Below are 16,893 nucleotides of genomic sequence, written 5' to 3' on the forward strand. Positions count from 1 at the left end.
GATCTGCGAGGCGCCGATGACCCACACCGTGCTTGTCACCGGGGTCTCGCGCCACATCGGCGCCCGAGTGGCGAGCGTTCTCGCGGATGACCCGGACATCGACCGGGTCATCGGAGTGGATACGGTGCCGCCGCCCTCGCTCTCACGTGATGGCGGCGTACCTCTCGGCCGGACGGAGTTCGTCCGCGTCGATCTGCGCAGCCCCGACATCGCGCAGGTGATCGCGGCCGCCGACATCGACACCGTCGTTCACATGAGCCTGGTGAGCGCTCCTCCCCGGAGCGGTGGCCGGGCACTCATGAAGGAGCACAACGTCATCGGCACCATGCAGTTGCTCGGTGCCTGTCAGCGGTCCGCGACGGTCCGCCGTGTCGTCGTGCGCTCCACCACCGCCGTCTACGGTTCCTCCCCGCACGACCCCGCGGTCTTCACCGAGGACGCCGATCCGGCCGAGCCGCCGAGCCACGGCTATGCCAAGGACGCCTCAGAGGTGGAGGGCTATGTCCGGGGCTTCGCCAGGCGGCGCCGCGACGTGGTCGTGTCGACGCTCAGGTTCGCCAACTTCATGGGTCCCGGCGTCGACTCCCCGCTGACGCGTTACTTCACCCAGCCCGTCCTGCCGACCGTGCTCGGGTTCGACCCCCGGTTGCAGTTCGTTCACGAGGACGACGCGGTCGAGGTGCTGCGGCGGATGGCGATGGACGACCACCCCGGCACGTTCAACGTGGCCGGGGACGGCGTGCTGCTCCTGTCGCAGTGCGCGCGCCGGGTGGGCCTGCTCTCGCTTCCGATGCCCTCTCCCGTCTTCGCTCTCATCGGCGACCTCGCCCGAGGCGCGGGGCTGGTCGACTTCTCTCCCGAGCAACTCCGCCTGATGTGTCACGGCCGTGTGGTCGACACCACCCTGCTGTCCGAGGCTCTCGGCTGGAAGCCGAAGTTCTCCACCGCCACCGCCTTCGCGGATTTCGTCCGCGCGCGCGAGCCGGCCGGTGGCCTTCCGGCCGCCATGATGGACATGCTGTCCCGGGCGGTGACGGAATGACCGAGACGGCGGGGGAGGGCCGGGAGGCCGAGGTGATCCCCATCACCCGCGCCCGCACCTTTGGCGAGCCCGTCTCCGAGGAGACGTCGGACGAGTCTTTCCCCGGGCCGCCGGCGGGCGGAGGCGACGATCAGAGGCTGGCCGAGCTGCTCGCCTTCCTGCGGCGCAGGGTGACCGGAGAGTACGAGGTCGACGAGTTCGGCTTCGATCCCGAGCTCACCGACAGGGTGCTGCTGGAGCTGGTCCGCCCGCTGTACCGCCACTGGTTCCGCACCGAGACCGTCGGCCTGCGCAATGTGCCCGACGACTCCGGCGCCCTGGTCGTGGCCAATCACTCGGGCACCCTTCCGCTTGACGGGCTCATGCTGCAGGTGGCCCTGCACGACGAACATCCCGCGCGCCGCGCGCTCCGCCTGCTGGGGGCCGACCTGGTCTACCGGCTCCCGGTGCTCGGCCACCTGTCCCGCAAGACCGGCCACACCCTCGCCTGCCGCGAGGACGCCGACCGGCTGCTCCGCAAGGGTGAACTCGTCGGTGTCTTTCCCGAGGGGTTCAAGGGGGTCGGCAAGCCGTTCTCCGATCGCTACCGGTTGCAGCGCTTCGGGCGGGGCGGTTTCGTCGCCTCCGCCATCCGCGCGGGCGTGCCGATCGTTCCCTGCGCCATCGTGGGCGCCGAGGAGATCTATCCCAAGATCGGTGACCTGCGTTTCCTGGCCAGGGCGTTCGGTCTTCCCTACCTGCCGGTCACGCCGCTGTTCCCCTGGTTCGGGCTCCTCGGGCTGGTCCCGCTCCCGTCCAAGTGGATGATCAGCTTCGGTGAGCCGATCCGTACCGACGAGTTCGACCCGGCCGACGCCGATGATCCGATGCTGGTCTTCAACCTCACGGACCAGGTCAGGGAGACCATCCAGCAGCAGCTGGACGAGCTCCGGCTGCAGCGCGGACACGCGTTCCCGCCCTTCTTCTGAGGCTCTCCGGCATCTCGCCGATCCGGATGGAGACCTGTCGCGCCAGCGCGCGCCCGGCGGGCGAGCGGGGGCGGTTTTTATTAGTCGCGACGTCTAACAACGGGTGCTTTCTGTCGGTATGGTGTGCTCAACATCGGTCTTCCGGATCAAGGGAGTGGTCATGGGCGCAGGCCGGAGCGCGACAGGGGCCGCCATCGCCGGACTGGCCGTGGGGGCGGCGCTGGGAGTCGCCGCGCGGCGGCGCAGGGCGTACGCGGGCACGGTGCTCGGCGGGCACCGCGGTCGGCCGGCCACCGTCACCACCGGCGACGGCGTGCGGCTCGCGGTCGACATCGAGGAGGCCGGGGCGCCCGAGCCGACCGTGATCTTCATGCACGGCTGGGTGATGAACAGGCACTGCTGGCACTTCCAGCGCGAGGCGCTCGCCGGCAGGGCCACCCTGGTCTTCTACGACCAGCGCGGGCACGGCGCCTCCTCGGCGGGTGCCCTCGACGCCTGCACCGTCGACCAGCTCGGTGACGACCTCGCCGCGGTGATCGAGGCCACCGTGCCCGAGGGGTCGCCGGTGGTGCTCGTAGGCCACTCCATGGGCGGTATGACGGTCATGGCGTTCGCCGGGCGGCATCCGGAGACGTTCGCCGCCAGGGTGGTGGGAGTGGCCCTGCTGAGCACGTCGTCCGGGCGGCTGAACGGCAGCACGTTCGGGCTCCCCGGGCCGATCGGGCGGCTCGCCCCGCGCGTCACGCCCCTCATGTTCGAACGCATGCTGGCCAGGGGGGCGCTCATCGACCGCAGCGCGGCCCTCAAATCTCGCACCAACCTGCCGGTGACCCGGTACGTCGCCTTCGGGCCCCGCGCCCCGCGCGAGCATGTGCGCTTCGTCAGCGACATGGCCTCGGCCACCCCGACAGAGATCATGGTCGGTTTCTTCCGTGACTTCCTCATCCACGACAAGCTGGCCGCGCTGGCCGCGTTCGGCGGGGTCGAGACGCTCGTCATGGTCGGAGACCGTGACCGTCTCACTCCGCCGGCGCACAGCAGGCGCATCGCCGAGGCTCTGCCGGGCGCCAGGATGGTCGTGTTCCCCGAGGCCGGCCACATGATCGGCCTGGAACGCCCGGAGGCCGTCAACCGGGAACTGTCCGCACTGCTGGACCGGGTCACGGCCGCCGGTACGGCAGGCTGACCGGAGCCGCACCAGGCCGTCCGGCGGGCGCCGGAGCGGTGGGGTGGGTCAGCCGCCGGAACGGTAGTGGCGGCGCAGAGCGATGGCGGCGGCGATGCTCCCCGCGAGGGCCCCGGCGCCCGCCGCGATGGGCAGGCCGATCAAGGTCGCCTTACGCCCCGTGCGGAAGTCCTTTATCTCCCAGCCGTTCTCCCTGGCGAAGTCGCGCAACTCGGCGTCGGGATTGATCGCGGTGGCGTGGCCGACCAGGGAGAGCAGCGGCAGGTCGTTCGCCGAGTCGCTGTAGGCGGAACAGCGGGTCAGATCGAGCCCCTCCCTGCGGGCCAGAGCCCTGACGGCCTCCGCCTTGGCCGGGCCGTGGAGCAGGTCGCCGACCAGGCGGCCGGTGTAGACGCCGTTCTCGGTCTCGGCGACGGTGCCGAGGGCACCGGTCAGGCCGAGGCGCTGGGCGATCACGCGGGCCAGCTCCACCGGGGTCGCGGTGACCAGCCAGACTCGCTGGCCGGCGTCGAGGTGCGCCTGCGCGATGGCGCGGGTGCCCGCCCAGATGCGGTCGGCCATCACCTCGTCGTAGATCTCCTCACCGAGCCGGATGATCTCCTCGACCTTGCTGCCCGCCACGAACGCCAGCGCGGTCTCCCTGGCCTCCGCGATGTGGACCGGGTTCTCGTCGCCGCGGACCCGGAAGACCGCCTGGCCGAGCGCGAACCTGATCAGGTCCTTGCTGGTGAACAGGCCCCGGGAGGCGAGGCCCCGGGCGAAGTGGTAGATGGACGCGCCGCGCATCATGGTGTTGTCGACGTCGAAGAAGGCGGCGGCCACCGGGTCGGGTTCGGCCATCGGCATCGCCACGGCGGCCGCGGCCGCGACCTCCCCGGCCGCCTGCTCCCCGACCGTCGCCGTTTCGCCCCGTCGTCGTAGTAGCCGCCTCATAGCACCTCAGCTTAACCGGGACACGGGGGGAGATCGGTGTTAGTCAAATGCGACGTCTCGGTGTCATACGACATGGCGTGACCCGGACGGAACAGGCTAATCGGGTGGAGCCAGGCCGTCGATGTAGTTGAGGTAGACGTGGGCCTTGAGCTGATCCTCGGCGTCCATCTTGGGGATCATTCCGCTGATCTGGGTGCGCTGTTTCTGGACGAAGCGCTTGAGCTCGCTGGCGTTCGCGGCGTCACGGCGCCGGACCTGCCGCAGAGAGGTCACCGCGGAGCGGGTGGTGTCCTCCATCGCCTGGAGGGTCTCCCCGATCATGTCCTCGCGCTCGCCGGAGCCCAGGAGTTCCTCGACCTCGCGGGCGCGGGTCTCCGCGTAGCCGAAGGAGCGGTCGGCCCGCTCGGCCTCGTCGGTGCTCAGGTGGAACAGCGTCCTCTCGGCGGCGCGCTTGAGCGGGTAGAAGGTGTCACCGGGCATCGACCGGTAGGTCCATATACCGGAGGCGACCATCGCGGCCACCAGGGCGACGCTCAGCAGTTGCGTGAACAGCCCGGTACGAGGTCTGCGCCGGGAGTGGCGCGGGCCGGTCGGCGGCCGCTCCGACAGGTCCTCTCCGGGAGGGGGCTGGGTGAGCTGCTCACGGAGCCTGGCGTGGAACTCGGGACGGGGGGTGGCCGCCATGCGGTTACCGAGGCGCGACACACGGTTCTGGATGTGAGCCTGCGATCTCCGCGAGATTCCGGGCAGCCACTTCCCCATGAACGCTCCCTGCCGCCCCCAGCTCATGATCCATCGGTCTCACTTGCCTAACGACGACTCCGCACGCCAGGTTACGCGCCGCACCGGCATCGGCATGGTGAACAATCCTCCGCTGCCCGGCCGGACGCGTGATTCTTCCCGCGGGCTCCTCCGGGTGAGGCCTCCCGGGGCGGGGTAAGGGGGGGCGGACGCGGCGTCAGCCCAGGTCCGAGGGGAGCGCGCGGGCCAGGGAGCGGATCGCGCGGAACTGCAGCGCCTTGATCGCGCCGCTCTTCTTGCCCATGATGAGCGCGGTCTCCGCCAGCGACATGCCGTGCAGGAAGCGCAGCACCACGCACTCCTGCTGCTCGGGGCCCAGGTCGCGGACGGCGCTGAGCACCCGGTCGCTGATCATCGAGATGACCACGGCGTTCTCCGGGATGTGCGGGCCGTCGAGCGGGATGTCGATCACCTCGGCCGTTGTGACCTCAAGACGGTACCTGCCGGACTTGAAGTGATCGGTGATCAGGTTCCTCGCGATGGTCACGAGCCAGGCCCCGAAATCACGCCCTTGCCACGTGAAGTCAGTGATCCGGCGGAGTGCGCGGAGAAAGGTCTCGCTCGTGAGATCCTCGGCCAGCGGGTGTGAGCCGACCCGGAAATAGACATAGCGGTAGACCAGGGTGAGGTAGCGATCATAGAGCGTGCCAAAAGCATCCGTGTCTCCGGTTTTGGCACGCAAAACGAGCCTCCGGAGTTCTTCGGAGGCGTCCTCACGCAGAGTGAGGTCATTACTGCGGACGGGCTGGGCCATCCCGACGGTCGTGGGGAGGTGCCCGGCGAGCGGCCACGTTTCAGGCATCCGGTATCCCTGAGGGGAAGGGGGTACGGCGTGCCTGATCACTCTAGGAAACCAAGCGGTAATTCCACAATCCACTTCGAAGCGCCGTGACTGGGGGTAATCGCCAGATACGGTGTGGGGTCGGTTGTTTCGTGCCGACTCCGGTAGCCGACCGAGGGTTCGGCTACCGGTTAGGGGGTAATGTCCGGCAGCATTGGAGACACCATGGAAGTCCTCGTCGCTGTCATCGCCTTCGCCGGTGCATTGCTCGCCGTCATCGCCACCGGTGCTCTCATCAGCCGCCTTCGCAGTGAGCCCAAGGGCTGGCTGATCGCCTGGAGCATCACGACGGCGTCTCTCTCCGTTTCACTCGGAGTAATCGCCGTCGGCTACTTAACCGGGTTCGGGGCAGGAACATTTCGTGTTTATCAACTGACCGGATCCATGCTGGCGCCCCTGTGGCTGGCCGTCGGAGTCATCCAGTTGCTGGCCCGTAAGGGCACGGCCAGGTTCGCCTCATGGCTCCTGGGGATCGCACTCACCGTCATCGCGACGGTGATCCTGGCGGTCGACCCGGTCCTGCAGGACAAGGACTTCGCCAAGGTCCTCCCGCTGGGTGGTCACCACTGGGACCTGCCGTCGAAATACCTGCTGCTCGTCGTCCACGTGATCGTCGCGATCGTGCTGCTGGCCGGACTGCTGCTCGCGGTCGTGCGCTGGCGCGGTGGCGACGACTACGACGCCGACAACATGCACGCGCTCCTGGTGCTCGGTCCCACCGGCCTCGCCCTGGTGGGAGCCGTCAGTTTCGCGGTGCCCGGAATGTTCACCGCGCTGCTGCTCTTCGTCACCGCCGCCGCCGTCTGGTACGCCATGCTCCGCCCGCTCGCGCCCTACGAGGACGACGACGAGGAGGCCGCGGACGACGACTGGCAGAACCGCCTCCCGACACTCCGGCCCCCCGAGTACCAGCCCCGCGACGTGCAGGTCGCCGGACGCAGGATGTCCCAGGAGGCCCCTGGCGGCCGGGCCCTGGCCGAGGAGCCCCCCCGCCGTTCCGGACTCGGCGACCTCGTCGCCGAGTACCGCGCGGGCGACCGGGACGTCGACTACGCGGCACGCATGGGGCAGCAGCCTCCGCCGAGCGACGACAGGTTCGGCGGACCCGCCACCGGGATGTTCATGGCGGGTGAGTACGGCATGCCCTCCCCCGACCAGCCGTTCGGCGGCGACCCCGGCGGACGGGGTGGCGCCCCCGGGGGACAGCCGCCGGTCACCGGTCAGTTCGGCATGCCCTCTCCCGACCAGCCGTTCGGCGGCGACCCGGGCGGACGGGGTGGCGCCCCCGGGGGACAGCCGCCGGTCACCGGTCAGTTCGGCATGCCGTCCGGGGGGCCGGCGACCGGCGAGTACGACATCCCGGCCCACGAGTTCGGCAGGCACGGGGCCTCCGGCCCCGGCAGGCAGTCCGGTCCGGGCACCGGTGAGTTCGGCAGGCCCGCCGGGCCCGCCACCGGTGAGTTCGGCAGGTCGGGCAGTCTCCAGCCCATGCCCGCCGACCAGGCGTTCGGCAGCGCGCCCTCCCCGGGCATGGACCAGGGGCGAGGCGGTTTTCACAGCTATGACCAGGCGTTCGGCGCCGCCCCCCCGAGCGGTGCCAGGTACCCGGACAGCCCGGGTGGACCTGGCGGACCCGGCGGGCCGGGCGGACCGGGCGACCTGCCGGGCGGCTCAGGCCGTCCCTCACCGAACATCTTCGGCATGCTGACCGTCTTCACCCTCCTCGACGGCACCGGCGAGAGGTTCGACCGGCTCGCCGAGGAGACCGTCGAGGCGGTACGCCGATCCGAGCCGGACACGCTCATCTACGCCTGTCACTCGGTGAAGTCGGCGCCGCTCCAGCGCATCGTCTACGAGATCTACCGTGACGAGGTCGCCTACAGCGACCATCAACGCCAGCCGCACACGGAGCGCTTCGTCACCGAACGCCAGCCGATGGTGCTCGCCACCAACGTCATCGAGCTCACCATGAACGCCGCGAAGGTGATGCCGCTCCCGACGGCCTTCAGGCCGTGAACGCGGCGCGCGGACGGTGATCGTCCGCGCGCCGGGCCGGGTGGGACGTGTCAGGCGCCGAGGGCGGCGCGGAGGCGGTTCTCGTCGACGCGCCAGAAGTCGTGCTGCACGCCGTCGACGAGGGTGACCGGGATCATCTCCCAGTACCGTTCCTGATCCTCTGCTGAGGCCGTGATGTCGCGTTCCTCCCATGGGACGCCGAGTTCGGCGGCGACCCGTTCGATCACCGCCCGCGCGTCGTCGCACAGGTGGCAACCGGGTTTGCCGAGCAGGGTGATGCGATGGTCTCGGGGTGACATGACCGCCACGGTAGCCGAGTCAGGGCGCCCGACGGCCTGCCCGACGGCCTGCCCGACGGCCTGCGCGGCGGGCGGTGGGCAGGCCGGTGACGGCCGCCAGGGGAGCTGCCGGAGGCGCAGGTCAGGGCCCTGATGAGGGGGTCGGACCACGAACCGGCGGAGGGGGTGGCCAAGATTGTGAACACTCACTTTGTGCACCGGTTCACAAAAGGACTAACCTGAATGACAGTGGCCTCACCTCGTCATCCGTCGCGTCCGGGCCGCGCCGGTCGCCTGTCCCCCTGGAGCTCCGGCACGTGATCCGCCGTCTGTCCCAAGCCCGCGAACGCGGCATACCCGAGGCGACCGTCGCCCGGCTGCCGCTCTATCTGCGAGCGCTGAACGGCATGGCCGAGCGTGGCCTGGCGACCGTGAGCTCGGAGGACCTGGCCGTCGCGGCCGGTGTCAACTCCGCCAAGCTTCGCAAGGACCTCTCCCACCTCGGGTCGTACGGCACCCGAGGAGTCGGCTACGACGTCGAATATCTGATCTACCAGATCTCCCGTGAGCTGGGCCTCACCCAGGACTGGGCCGTTGCCATCGTCGGAGTGGGTAACCTCGGTCGTGCACTCGCCAACTACGGCGGGTTCGTCTCCCGAGGATTCAGGGTCGCGGCGCTGCTCGACGCGGACCCCGAAGTGGTGGGCGACCACATCGCGGGATTGAATGTGGAGCACATCGACGAGCTGGAAGCCGTGATACGACGGCGGGGAGTGTCGATCGTGGTGCTTGCGACACCGGCCCTGGCGGCCCAGCAGGTGGCCGACCGGGTCGTTGCCGCGGGGGTCACCAGCATCCTGAACTTTGCCCCCGTTGTACTTTCTGTTCCAGAAGGTGTTGACATCCGTAAGGTCGACCTATCGATTGAACTACAGATCCTTGCGTTCCACGAGCAACGTAAGACGGATCGGATGACTGGAGGGCCCGCGATGGCCGAGGAGTGGCCCGAGGCGGTGGACTTGTGAGGAAGCACCACGCACGAACTGACGGGCACCCACTCTTCAGGCCCTCCCGGGCGACCACGATGAGCACGATCACTACGACGTGTGCCGCGAACATGGGGACGACGGGGGCGGACCGCGCCCTCCCGGGGAAGGCGGTGGAGGGGCGATGAGTGTTCTCGTCGTCGGCCTGAGCCACCGTACGGCCCCGGTGGCCCTGCTGGAACGGGTCTCCGTCTCCGGCGACTCGCTGGTGAAGCTGCTCCAGGACGTCCACCGAGATGCCCACGTCGTCGAGGCCATGATCGTCTCGACCTGCAACCGGGTCGAGGTCTACGTCGAGGTCGACCGGTTCCACGCCGCGGTGACGTCGATCTCCTGGCTGCTCAGCACCCATTCCGGCGTCTCCATGGACGAGCTGGCCGCCCACCTCTACGTGCACTACGAGGATCGCGCGATCGAGCACCTGTTCTCGGTCGGCTCGGGACTTGACTCGATGGTCCTGGGCGAGGGGCAGATCCTCGGCCAGGTGCGTTCGGCGCTCAGGCTGGCCCAGCAGCAGGGCACGCTCGGCCCGACGCTCAACGAGCTCGTCCAGCAGGCACTCCGGGTGGGCAAGCGCTCGCACACCGAGACCGGCATCGACCGGGCCGGTGCCTCCCTCGTCGGGGTCGGGCTCACGCTCGCCGAGCGGGCCCTCGGCCCTCTCGAAGGGACGCGGGCCCTGGTGGTCGGCGCGGGATCGATGAGCGCCCTGTCGGCCGCGACCCTGCAGCGGGCGGGCCTCACCGACATCGTGGTGGTCAACCGGACCCACGAGCGCGCGGTACGGCTGGCGCAGACGGTCGGCGGCCGGGCCGCCGAGTTCGACGACCTGGAGAGGGAGCTGGCGAGGGCCGACCTGGTCATCTCCTGCACCGGCGCCACCGACGTGGTCATCACCGCCGACATGGTGACTCCCCACCGGATGTTCATACTGGACCTGGCCCTGCCGCACGACGTCGACCTCGCCATACGGCGGCTGCCCGGCGTGACGCTGGTCGACCTGGAGTCCATGCAGGAGAGCGGGGCCGACGCGAGCACCGACGACGGCGGCCGGGCCGAGGCCGTCACCTCCGTGCGCGGCATCGTCGCCGAGGAGGTCGCCGCCTACCTGTCGGCCGAGCGCGCCGCGCGCGTCACGCCGACCGTGGTGGCGCTGCGGAGCAAGGCGGCGCAGGTGGTCGAGACGGAGCTGGAGCGGTTCGCCGCGCGGCTTCCCGAACTCGACGGGCGAGTCAGGGCCGAGGTCACCCAGACCGTCAGGCGGGTGGTCGACAAGCTACTTCACGAGCCCACAGTGCGTGTCAAGCAGCTGGCGGAGTCTCCGGCGGGCGATCATTATGCGGAAGCACTCCGCGAGCTGTTCAATCTTGACCCGAAGGTGCCCGAAGCGGTGCGGCGTATCGAGACGATCGATGTCGAGCAGGGTAGGAACACCGAGCCGAGCAAGAAGGAGGCAGGCTTGTGAGCAGCATTTCTCCTCCGCTCCGGCTGGGAACGAGGCGGAGCGTCATGGCGACCACGCAGTCGGGCCTGGTCGCCGACCGCCTCACCGAGCTGACCGGAAGGGCCGTCGAGCTCGTCGGCGTCGTCACCTTCGGTGACGTGACCAAGGGCGACCTCACGCAGCTCGGCGGTACGGGCGTCTTCGTCAGCGCGCTCCGTGACGAGCTGATCGAGGGCTCGATCGACTTCGCGGTGCACTCGCTGAAGGACCTGCCCACCACGCCCGACCCGCGCGTGGTCATCGCGGCGATCCCGCCGCGCGACGACCCCAGGGACGCCCTGGTGGGCGTCGCCAAGCTGGCCGACCTGCCGTCCGGAGCGAAGATCGGCACGGGCTCCCCGCGCAGGATCGCCCAGCTCCGGATGATCCGTCCTGATCTCGACTACGTTCCCATCCGGGGCAACGCCGACACTCGGATCGGCAGGGTGACCTCGGGCGAGCTGCAGGGGGTCGTGCTCGCCGCCGCCGGGCTCGGCAGGCTGGGGCGCGAGGCCGAGATCTCCCAGATCTTCGAGGTCGAGGAGATACTCCCCGCCCCCGGTCAGGGAGCGCTGGCCGTGGAGTGCCGCTCCGACAGAGCCGACATGATCGAGCTGCTGAGCGTGCTCGACGACGCGCGCACCCGCGCCGAGGTCACCGCCGAGCGCGCGGTGCTCAACGCGCTGGAGGCGGGGTGTGCCGCCCCGCTGGGCACGTACGCGGCCGAGCACGGGCACGATCTGGTTTTGACCGCCGCTGCCGTCGCCGTCGACGGCAGGCGGGCGGTGCGCAAGTCCGCCGCCGGGAGCTCTTCTGCGCCCATGGATCTCGGTCGCGACCTCGCGGCCGAGATGATCGCCGAAGGGGCCGGCACGTTGATAGGGGAGCAAGCACATTGAGCTCCGGAAGTACCACCTTCGAGCATCCGTCCGGGTTCGTCGCCTTTGTCGGTGCAGGGCCCGGCGATGAGGGGTTGCTCACGCTACGCGGTGCCGATCTGCTCTCCAGAGCGGACATCGTCATCCTCGATCAGGAGGCGTACGGCTCGTTGCTACGTCACTGCCGCGAGGGCGTCGAGATCATCGGCGCGGCAGAGGAGGGCGCCGTCTCGCTGAAGGCCGTCAAGGCAGCCAAGGGCGGCAGCTGCGTCGTGCGGCTGTGCGCGGGCGACCCGATGTTCTTCTCCTCGATCACCGAGGAGGTCGCGGCCTGCGCCAAGGCGGAGGTGGACTTCGAGATCGTGCCCGGTGTGCCTCCGGCCACGGCGGTGCTCACCTACGCCGGGATCCCGGCCGCGGTGTCGGTGCCCGAGTTCCGGGTGGTGGACGCGACCCAGATCAAGGACTGGGCCGCCTACGCCGCGGGAGCGGGCACCCTGGTGATCTACAACGGCGTCGCCGAGGCCGTCCCGATCGGCAAGGCGCTGATCGCGGCGGGCCGTCCCGACTCGACGCCGGTGGCGATCAGCAGCGCGGGAACCACGACCGAGCAGCACACCGTGGTGACCACGCTGGGCCGGATCGGGCCCGATCTCAAGCATGCCGGGATGGTCGAGCCCGCGCTGATCGTGATCGGGGAGGCCGTCGGCATGCGCGACCGGCTGTCCTGGTTCGAGACCAAGCCGCTGTTCGGCTGGCGGGTGCTGGTGCCCAGGACCAAGGAGCAGTCGGCCGGCCTGGTCGACCAGCTGCGTTCGTACGGCGCGGTGCCCGAGGAGGTCCCCACGATCTCCGTCGAGCCGCCGCGCACCCCGCAGCAGATGGATCGGGCGATCAAGGGCCTGGTCACGGGACGCTACGAATGGGTGGCCTTCACCAGCGCGAACGCGGTCAAGGCGGTGCGCGAGAAGTTCGAGGAGTACGGCCTGGACGCCCGCGCGTTCGCCGGGCTCAAGGTCGCGGCCGTGGGTGAGAGCACCGCGCGGGCCCTGGTGGAGTTCGGCGTCAGGCCCGATCTGATGCCGTCCGGCGAGCAGTCTTCGGAGGGCCTGCTGGTCGAGTGGCCGCCGTACGACTCGATGCTCGACCCGATCAACCGGGTGCTGCTGCCGCGTGCCGACATCGCGACCGAGACGCTGGTGGCCGGGCTGATCGAGCTCGGCTGGGAGTGCGACGACGTGACGGCCTACCGTACCGTCCGCGCCGCGCCGCCGCCCGCGCCCACCCGCGAGGCGATCAAGGGCGGTGGGTTCGACGCGGTGCTGTTCACCTCGTCGAGCACCGTCCGCAACCTGGTCGGCATCGCGGGCAAGCCGCACAACGTCACGGTCATCGCCGTGATCGGTCCGCAGACCGCCAAGACCGCGGAGGAATTCGGGCTCAGGGTCGACGTCATGGCCGACAAACCTTCGACTTCCGCTCTCGCGGCGGCGCTGGCGGAGTACGGTGCCAAGCAGCGGCAGGCCGCGGTCATGGCGGGGGACGTCCCCCGCAGGCCCTCGCAGACCCGGAGAGGGGCCCGGCGCCGCGCCAAGTAACCTTGAACAAGGCGGCTGCGCACGCGAAAAGGGCGGGTAGGCCGTGCTCGACGGTCCCGCGCGAGCGCGCCGGGCCGTGATCGGCGGCGCCCCCGGCAGGCGGTGCGTCGCCACAGGTGGTGGGCGTGGCGACCGGAGTGCCGCGGCACGCGGTGCGTGATGTGCGGTGCCGGGCGGCGCGCCATGAGACAGCGGCGCGTCGCGGTGAGCGGTGAGCCGGCACACACATCGAGCTTCTCCGGCCCGCAGTCCCTCACCGGCCGGGAGGAGGGGGAGACACCATGACGGCCCAGTTCCCTGTCGCACGCCCGCGAAGGCTCCGCCGCACGGCACCGATGCGCCGGATGGTGTCCGGCACCCGGCTGCACCCGGCGGAACTGGTGCTGCCGATGTTCGTGAAGGAGGACATCGACCGTCCGAACCCGATCGGCTCGATGCCCGGGGTGTTCCAGCACACCCGCGACTCGCTGCGCAAGGCCGCCCACGAGGCGGCCGAGGCAGGGGTGGGCGGGCTGATCCTGTTCGGTATCCCCGCGGTGAAGGACGGCAGGGGGTCGGCGGCCGACGACCCGGAGGGGATCGTCCAGCGAGCCGTCGCCGATCTGGTCTCCGACGTGGGTGACACGATGGTCGTGATGACCGACACCTGCCTGGACGAGTTCACCGACCACGGCCACTGCGGCATCCTGACCGCTGAGGGGGAGGTCGACAACGACGCCACCCTGGAGCGCTACGCGGCCGCGGCGGTGGCCCAGGCGCGGGCCGGATCGCAGGTGATCGCACCGAGCGGCATGATGGACGGCCAGGTGGCGGCGATCAGGGCGGCCCTGGACGGCGACGGCTTCGAGCAGGTGCCGATCCTCGCGTACTCGGCCAAGTACGCCTCGGCGTTCTACGGCCCGTTCCGCGAGGCGGCCGAGTGCGCTCCGCAGTTCGGCGACCGCAACGCCTACCAGCAGGACGCGGCGGGACCGGTCGGGGAGGCGCTGCGCGAGGTGCGGCTGGACCTCGACGAGGGCGCCGACGCCGTCATGGTCAAGCCGGCCCTGGCCTACCTCGACATCCTGCGTCAGGTGCGCGACACCGTGGACGTGCCGGTGGCGGCGTACCAGGTCAGCGGCGAGTACGCCATGGTCGAGGCCGCCGCCGCGAACGGCTGGATCGACCGGGATCGAGTGATCATGGAGTCGCTGGTCGCGATCCGCAGGGCGGGGGCCGACATGGTCCTCACCTACTGGGCGACCGAGGTCGCCGCGAAGCTGAGATGAGATCGGCGGCACGTACCGAGAACTGGAGGTTCGTCGCTTGCTGGAGATACGTGTGCGTTAGAGTGCGATAACCGGTGCGGATGTGTCCCAGGTGGCGTAGACCCTGGGGGGTTTGACGTTCCCACTGACCAGAGTGTGGACAGGTCGTCGCATCCGGGTGGCACGCGGGATGCGCGGACGACGGAGGACACAATGGTCGGGGTACCGATGGTTCGTCGAAACAGACGACATGGCCATCCGAAGCAGATGATCAGTTCTGTGCTGGAGTACGCCGCGCTGGGCTGGGCGAGCTGTCTGGGCGCGCGGCCGCTGAGAGGCGGCTCGCGCTCCTGCTCCTGTGACCGCGTCGGCTGTCCCGACCCGGGAAGCCACCCTCTCTCGGTGGCCTGGCAGATGCAGGCCACCACCGACCCCACGCTGCTGACCAACTGGTGGCGGTACGAACCCGAGGCGAATGTGATCCTCCCCACGGGGCGGGTGTTCGACGTGTTCGACGTACCGCTCGCCGCGGGGCGCACCGCCCTCGCGAACATGGACTCCGCCGGAGCAGCCCAGGGCCCGGTCGCCGTCAACGGCGACCGGGCCCTGTTCTATGTGGCCACTCGTAACGTCTCCGACGACGAGGACGAGTGGTGGTCCTGCGCCCTCGACTTCGGCCCGTCCACCATCGACGAGATGCCCGGCCTGCGCTGGCACTGCCGCGACAGCTACGTCCTCGCCCCGCCCTCGCTCCTGCCCAGTGGCGGGCACTGCTCGTGGCTGCGCCCGCCGGACGGCCGCCCGCTGCCCGATCCGCTCCGTGTCCTGGAGTTCCTCGCCGACGTCTGCGAGTCAACGACCCCCTTCTGAAGGAGGGGGCTTGAGGCGCAGCGATGCGCCTGACAAGCCCCGCGTTGACCAGCCCTGGCCGTCAGCTCAAGGAGGTGCGTTTTGATGGCCACGTTGAACACGAGATCGCAGACCCACCGGCGGGTGCTTCCTCAGCCTGCCGCTCTGGAATCCGTGGGAGCAGACACGCCCGAGGGTGGGCACGAAACGGCTCACGGACACCGCCGCCCGGCGGTACCTGGTGTTCGACCTGGGCGAGGGGAGATCGAGCAGGACGGCACCCGATCTGCTCGGCGTCACCCCGAGGGCGCTTCGGTGTCCGAGGGAGCGAACCGTGAGGTTCACCCGGTCGTGTTCGTCCTCGACAAGCGCGGCCACCCGCTCGATCCCTGCCATCCTGCCCGTGCCCGTCGCCTGCTGGCGGCCGGGCGTGCGGTGGTGGTGCGTCATACCCCGTTCGTCATCCGTCTTAAGGACCGCGATGTGGCGACCTCGACCGTCGAAGGCGTGCAGGTCGGTATCGACCCCGGCTCCAGGCACACCGGCCTGGCCGTGTTCACCGAACATAACGAGGGCCGGGCCGGACGGTATGCGATCCAGCTCGACCACCGAGGCACGCTGATCCGCGACAGGCTCGCCTCGCGGGCCGCGTACCGGCGGGGTAGGCGGTCGCGGAACCTGCGTTACCGTTCTCGCCGGTTCTTCAACCGGACCAAGCCGAAAGGGTGGCTGGCGCCGTCGCTGCGCCACCGGGTGGACACCACCGTGTCGTGGGCGGCGCGGTTGACCCGGTGGGCGCCTGTGGCCGCCGTCCACGTGGAGAAGGTCTCCTTCGACACCCACGCCCTGTCGGCGGGCAAGCCGTTGGAAGGCATGGAATACCAGCAGGGCACCCTGGCCGGGTACGAGGTCCGCGAATACCTGCTCGCCAAATGGGGTCAAACGTGCGCGTACTGCGGCAAGCAGAATGTGCCGTTGAACATCGATCACATCCACCCTCGTTCCCGGGGCGGTTCGGACCGGATCAGCAACCTTGCCCTGGCGTGCATCGGCTGCAACCAGGCCAAGAACGCCACCCCGATCGAGGAATTTCTCAACGACAGGCCCACCCTGCTGGCGAGGATCCTCCAGCAGGCGAAGGCTCCGCTGCGCGATGCCGCCGCCGTGAACGCCACCCGGTGGGCGCTGTGGCGGGCCCTGGAAGCCACCGGCCTGCCCGTTCACACCGCCTCCGGCGGCCGTACGAAGTGGAACCGGTCGCGTACCGGCGCCGCCAAGTCCCACACGTTGGACGCGTTGCACGTCGGTGAACTGGAGAGCGTGACCGCCTGGCCGCCGATGCTCCTGGTGGTCGCGGCGACCGGGCGCGGCAGCTACGCCCGCACCGTCCCCGACCGATACGGGTTCCCCCGCCTTGTCCGGCCACGGACCAAACTGCACCACGGCTTCCAGACCGGCGACCTGGTCCGCGCGAACGTCCCGGCAGGCAAGAAGGCCGGGGTTCACCTCGGGCGAGTCCTGGTCCGCTCCTCCGGCTCGTTCGACATCACCACCCGGCACGGCCGCATCATCGGGATCAACCACCGCCATGTCCGTCACCTTCAACGCGCGGACGGCTACGGCTACACGACCCGGAAAGAAGCCGATCGACATGACTGACCGGTCAGGGCATGCTCGGGCCTTGGCGGCCCTCTCGCTCCCGATTCCTCCCCGGCCTGAAGACCGGG

The 16,893-nt window shown here is 69.9% G+C and carries 15 protein-coding genes; 11 read left to right on the forward strand and 4 right to left on the reverse strand.

Features of this window, described 5'->3' with window-relative positions:
• Positions 1-16: 16 nt before the first annotated feature.
• From AB0J58_RS00205 to AB0J58_RS00215, 3 genes are all read left to right on the forward strand, one after another.
• Entirely contained in the window at positions 17-1,042 is a 1,026-nt protein-coding gene (locus AB0J58_RS00205; RefSeq protein WP_364208106.1) for an NAD-dependent epimerase/dehydratase family protein, read from the forward strand.
• Entirely contained in the window at positions 1,039-2,010 is a 972-nt protein-coding gene (locus AB0J58_RS00210; RefSeq protein ID WP_364208109.1) for a lysophospholipid acyltransferase family protein, read from the forward strand. Before AB0J58_RS00205 ends, AB0J58_RS00210 begins: the two co-directional genes overlap by 4 nt.
• A gap of 160 nt (positions 2,011-2,170) precedes the next feature.
• Positions 2,171-3,196: an alpha/beta hydrolase gene (locus tag AB0J58_RS00215; RefSeq protein WP_364208112.1), complete on the forward strand. Its 1,026-nt coding sequence runs from the start codon at positions 2,171-2,173 to the stop codon at positions 3,194-3,196.
• A gap of 48 nt (positions 3,197-3,244) precedes the next feature.
• Here the strand turns inward: AB0J58_RS00215 and AB0J58_RS00220 are convergent, their stop codons facing one another.
• The 3 genes from AB0J58_RS00220 to AB0J58_RS00230 form a co-directional block, all read right to left on the reverse strand.
• A complete protein-coding gene (locus AB0J58_RS00220; RefSeq protein ID WP_343980964.1) occupies positions 3,245-4,129 on the reverse strand; it encodes an HAD-IB family hydrolase in 885 nt (294 codons plus the stop codon).
• A gap of 96 nt (positions 4,130-4,225) precedes the next feature.
• On the reverse strand, positions 4,226-4,891 hold the full coding sequence (locus AB0J58_RS00225) for a DUF5667 domain-containing protein (protein WP_364208115.1): 666 nt from the start codon (positions 4,889-4,891) through the stop codon (positions 4,226-4,228).
• A gap of 196 nt (positions 4,892-5,087) precedes the next feature.
• On the reverse strand, positions 5,088-5,732 hold the full coding sequence (locus AB0J58_RS00230) for a sigma-70 family RNA polymerase sigma factor (protein ID WP_364208118.1): 645 nt from the start codon (positions 5,730-5,732) through the stop codon (positions 5,088-5,090).
• Between the two features lie 204 nt (positions 5,733-5,936).
• Here AB0J58_RS00230 and AB0J58_RS00235 point away from each other — a divergent pair, with 204 nt between their 5' ends.
• A complete protein-coding gene (locus tag AB0J58_RS00235; protein ID WP_364208121.1) occupies positions 5,937-7,787 on the forward strand; it encodes an antibiotic biosynthesis monooxygenase in 1,851 nt (616 codons plus the stop codon).
• 50 nt (positions 7,788-7,837) lie between these two features.
• Here AB0J58_RS00235 and AB0J58_RS00240 read toward each other — a convergent pair whose 3' ends face one another.
• Positions 7,838-8,086, reverse strand: coding sequence for a glutaredoxin family protein (locus tag AB0J58_RS00240; protein ID WP_343980976.1), 249 nt, complete (start codon positions 8,084-8,086; stop codon positions 7,838-7,840).
• 296 nt (positions 8,087-8,382) lie between these two features.
• Here AB0J58_RS00240 and AB0J58_RS00245 point away from each other — a divergent pair, with 296 nt between their 5' ends.
• From AB0J58_RS00245 to iscB, 7 genes are all read left to right on the forward strand, one after another.
• The gene (locus AB0J58_RS00245; RefSeq protein ID WP_343980979.1) at positions 8,383-9,090 is read left to right on the forward strand and encodes a redox-sensing transcriptional repressor Rex; all 708 of its coding nucleotides are present in this window, start codon (positions 8,383-8,385) and stop codon (positions 9,088-9,090) included.
• A gap of 145 nt (positions 9,091-9,235) precedes the next feature.
• Entirely contained in the window at positions 9,236-10,576 is a 1,341-nt protein-coding gene (locus AB0J58_RS00250; protein ID WP_364208124.1) for a glutamyl-tRNA reductase, read from the forward strand.
• Complete coding sequence (gene hemC / locus AB0J58_RS00255) at positions 10,573-11,493, forward strand: hydroxymethylbilane synthase (protein WP_364208127.1); 921 nt, start codon at positions 10,573-10,575, stop codon at positions 11,491-11,493. Before AB0J58_RS00250 ends, hemC begins: the two co-directional genes overlap by 4 nt.
• Positions 11,490-13,070: a bifunctional uroporphyrinogen-III C-methyltransferase/uroporphyrinogen-III synthase gene (locus AB0J58_RS00260; RefSeq protein ID WP_343980989.1), complete on the forward strand. Its 1,581-nt coding sequence runs from the start codon at positions 11,490-11,492 to the stop codon at positions 13,068-13,070. The genes hemC and AB0J58_RS00260 overlap by 4 nt, the downstream gene beginning before the upstream one ends.
• Before the next feature lie 281 nt (positions 13,071-13,351).
• On the forward strand, positions 13,352-14,338 hold the full coding sequence (gene hemB / locus AB0J58_RS00265; RefSeq protein ID WP_343980993.1) for a porphobilinogen synthase: 987 nt from the start codon (positions 13,352-13,354) through the stop codon (positions 14,336-14,338).
• A gap of 192 nt (positions 14,339-14,530) precedes the next feature.
• A complete protein-coding gene (locus AB0J58_RS00270; protein ID WP_364208130.1) occupies positions 14,531-15,187 on the forward strand; it encodes a bifunctional DNA primase/polymerase in 657 nt (218 codons plus the stop codon).
• A 294-nt stretch (positions 15,188-15,481) separates the two neighbouring features.
• The gene (iscB, locus tag AB0J58_RS00275; protein ID WP_364208133.1) at positions 15,482-16,825 is read left to right on the forward strand and encodes an RNA-guided endonuclease IscB; all 1,344 of its coding nucleotides are present in this window, start codon (positions 15,482-15,484) and stop codon (positions 16,823-16,825) included.
• Positions 16,826-16,893: the final 68 nt, after the last annotated feature.

Source organism: Streptosporangium sp. NPDC049644, from assembly GCF_040675205.1.
Taxonomy (GTDB): Bacteria; Actinomycetota; Actinomycetes; order Streptosporangiales; family Streptosporangiaceae; genus Streptosporangium; species Streptosporangium fukuiense.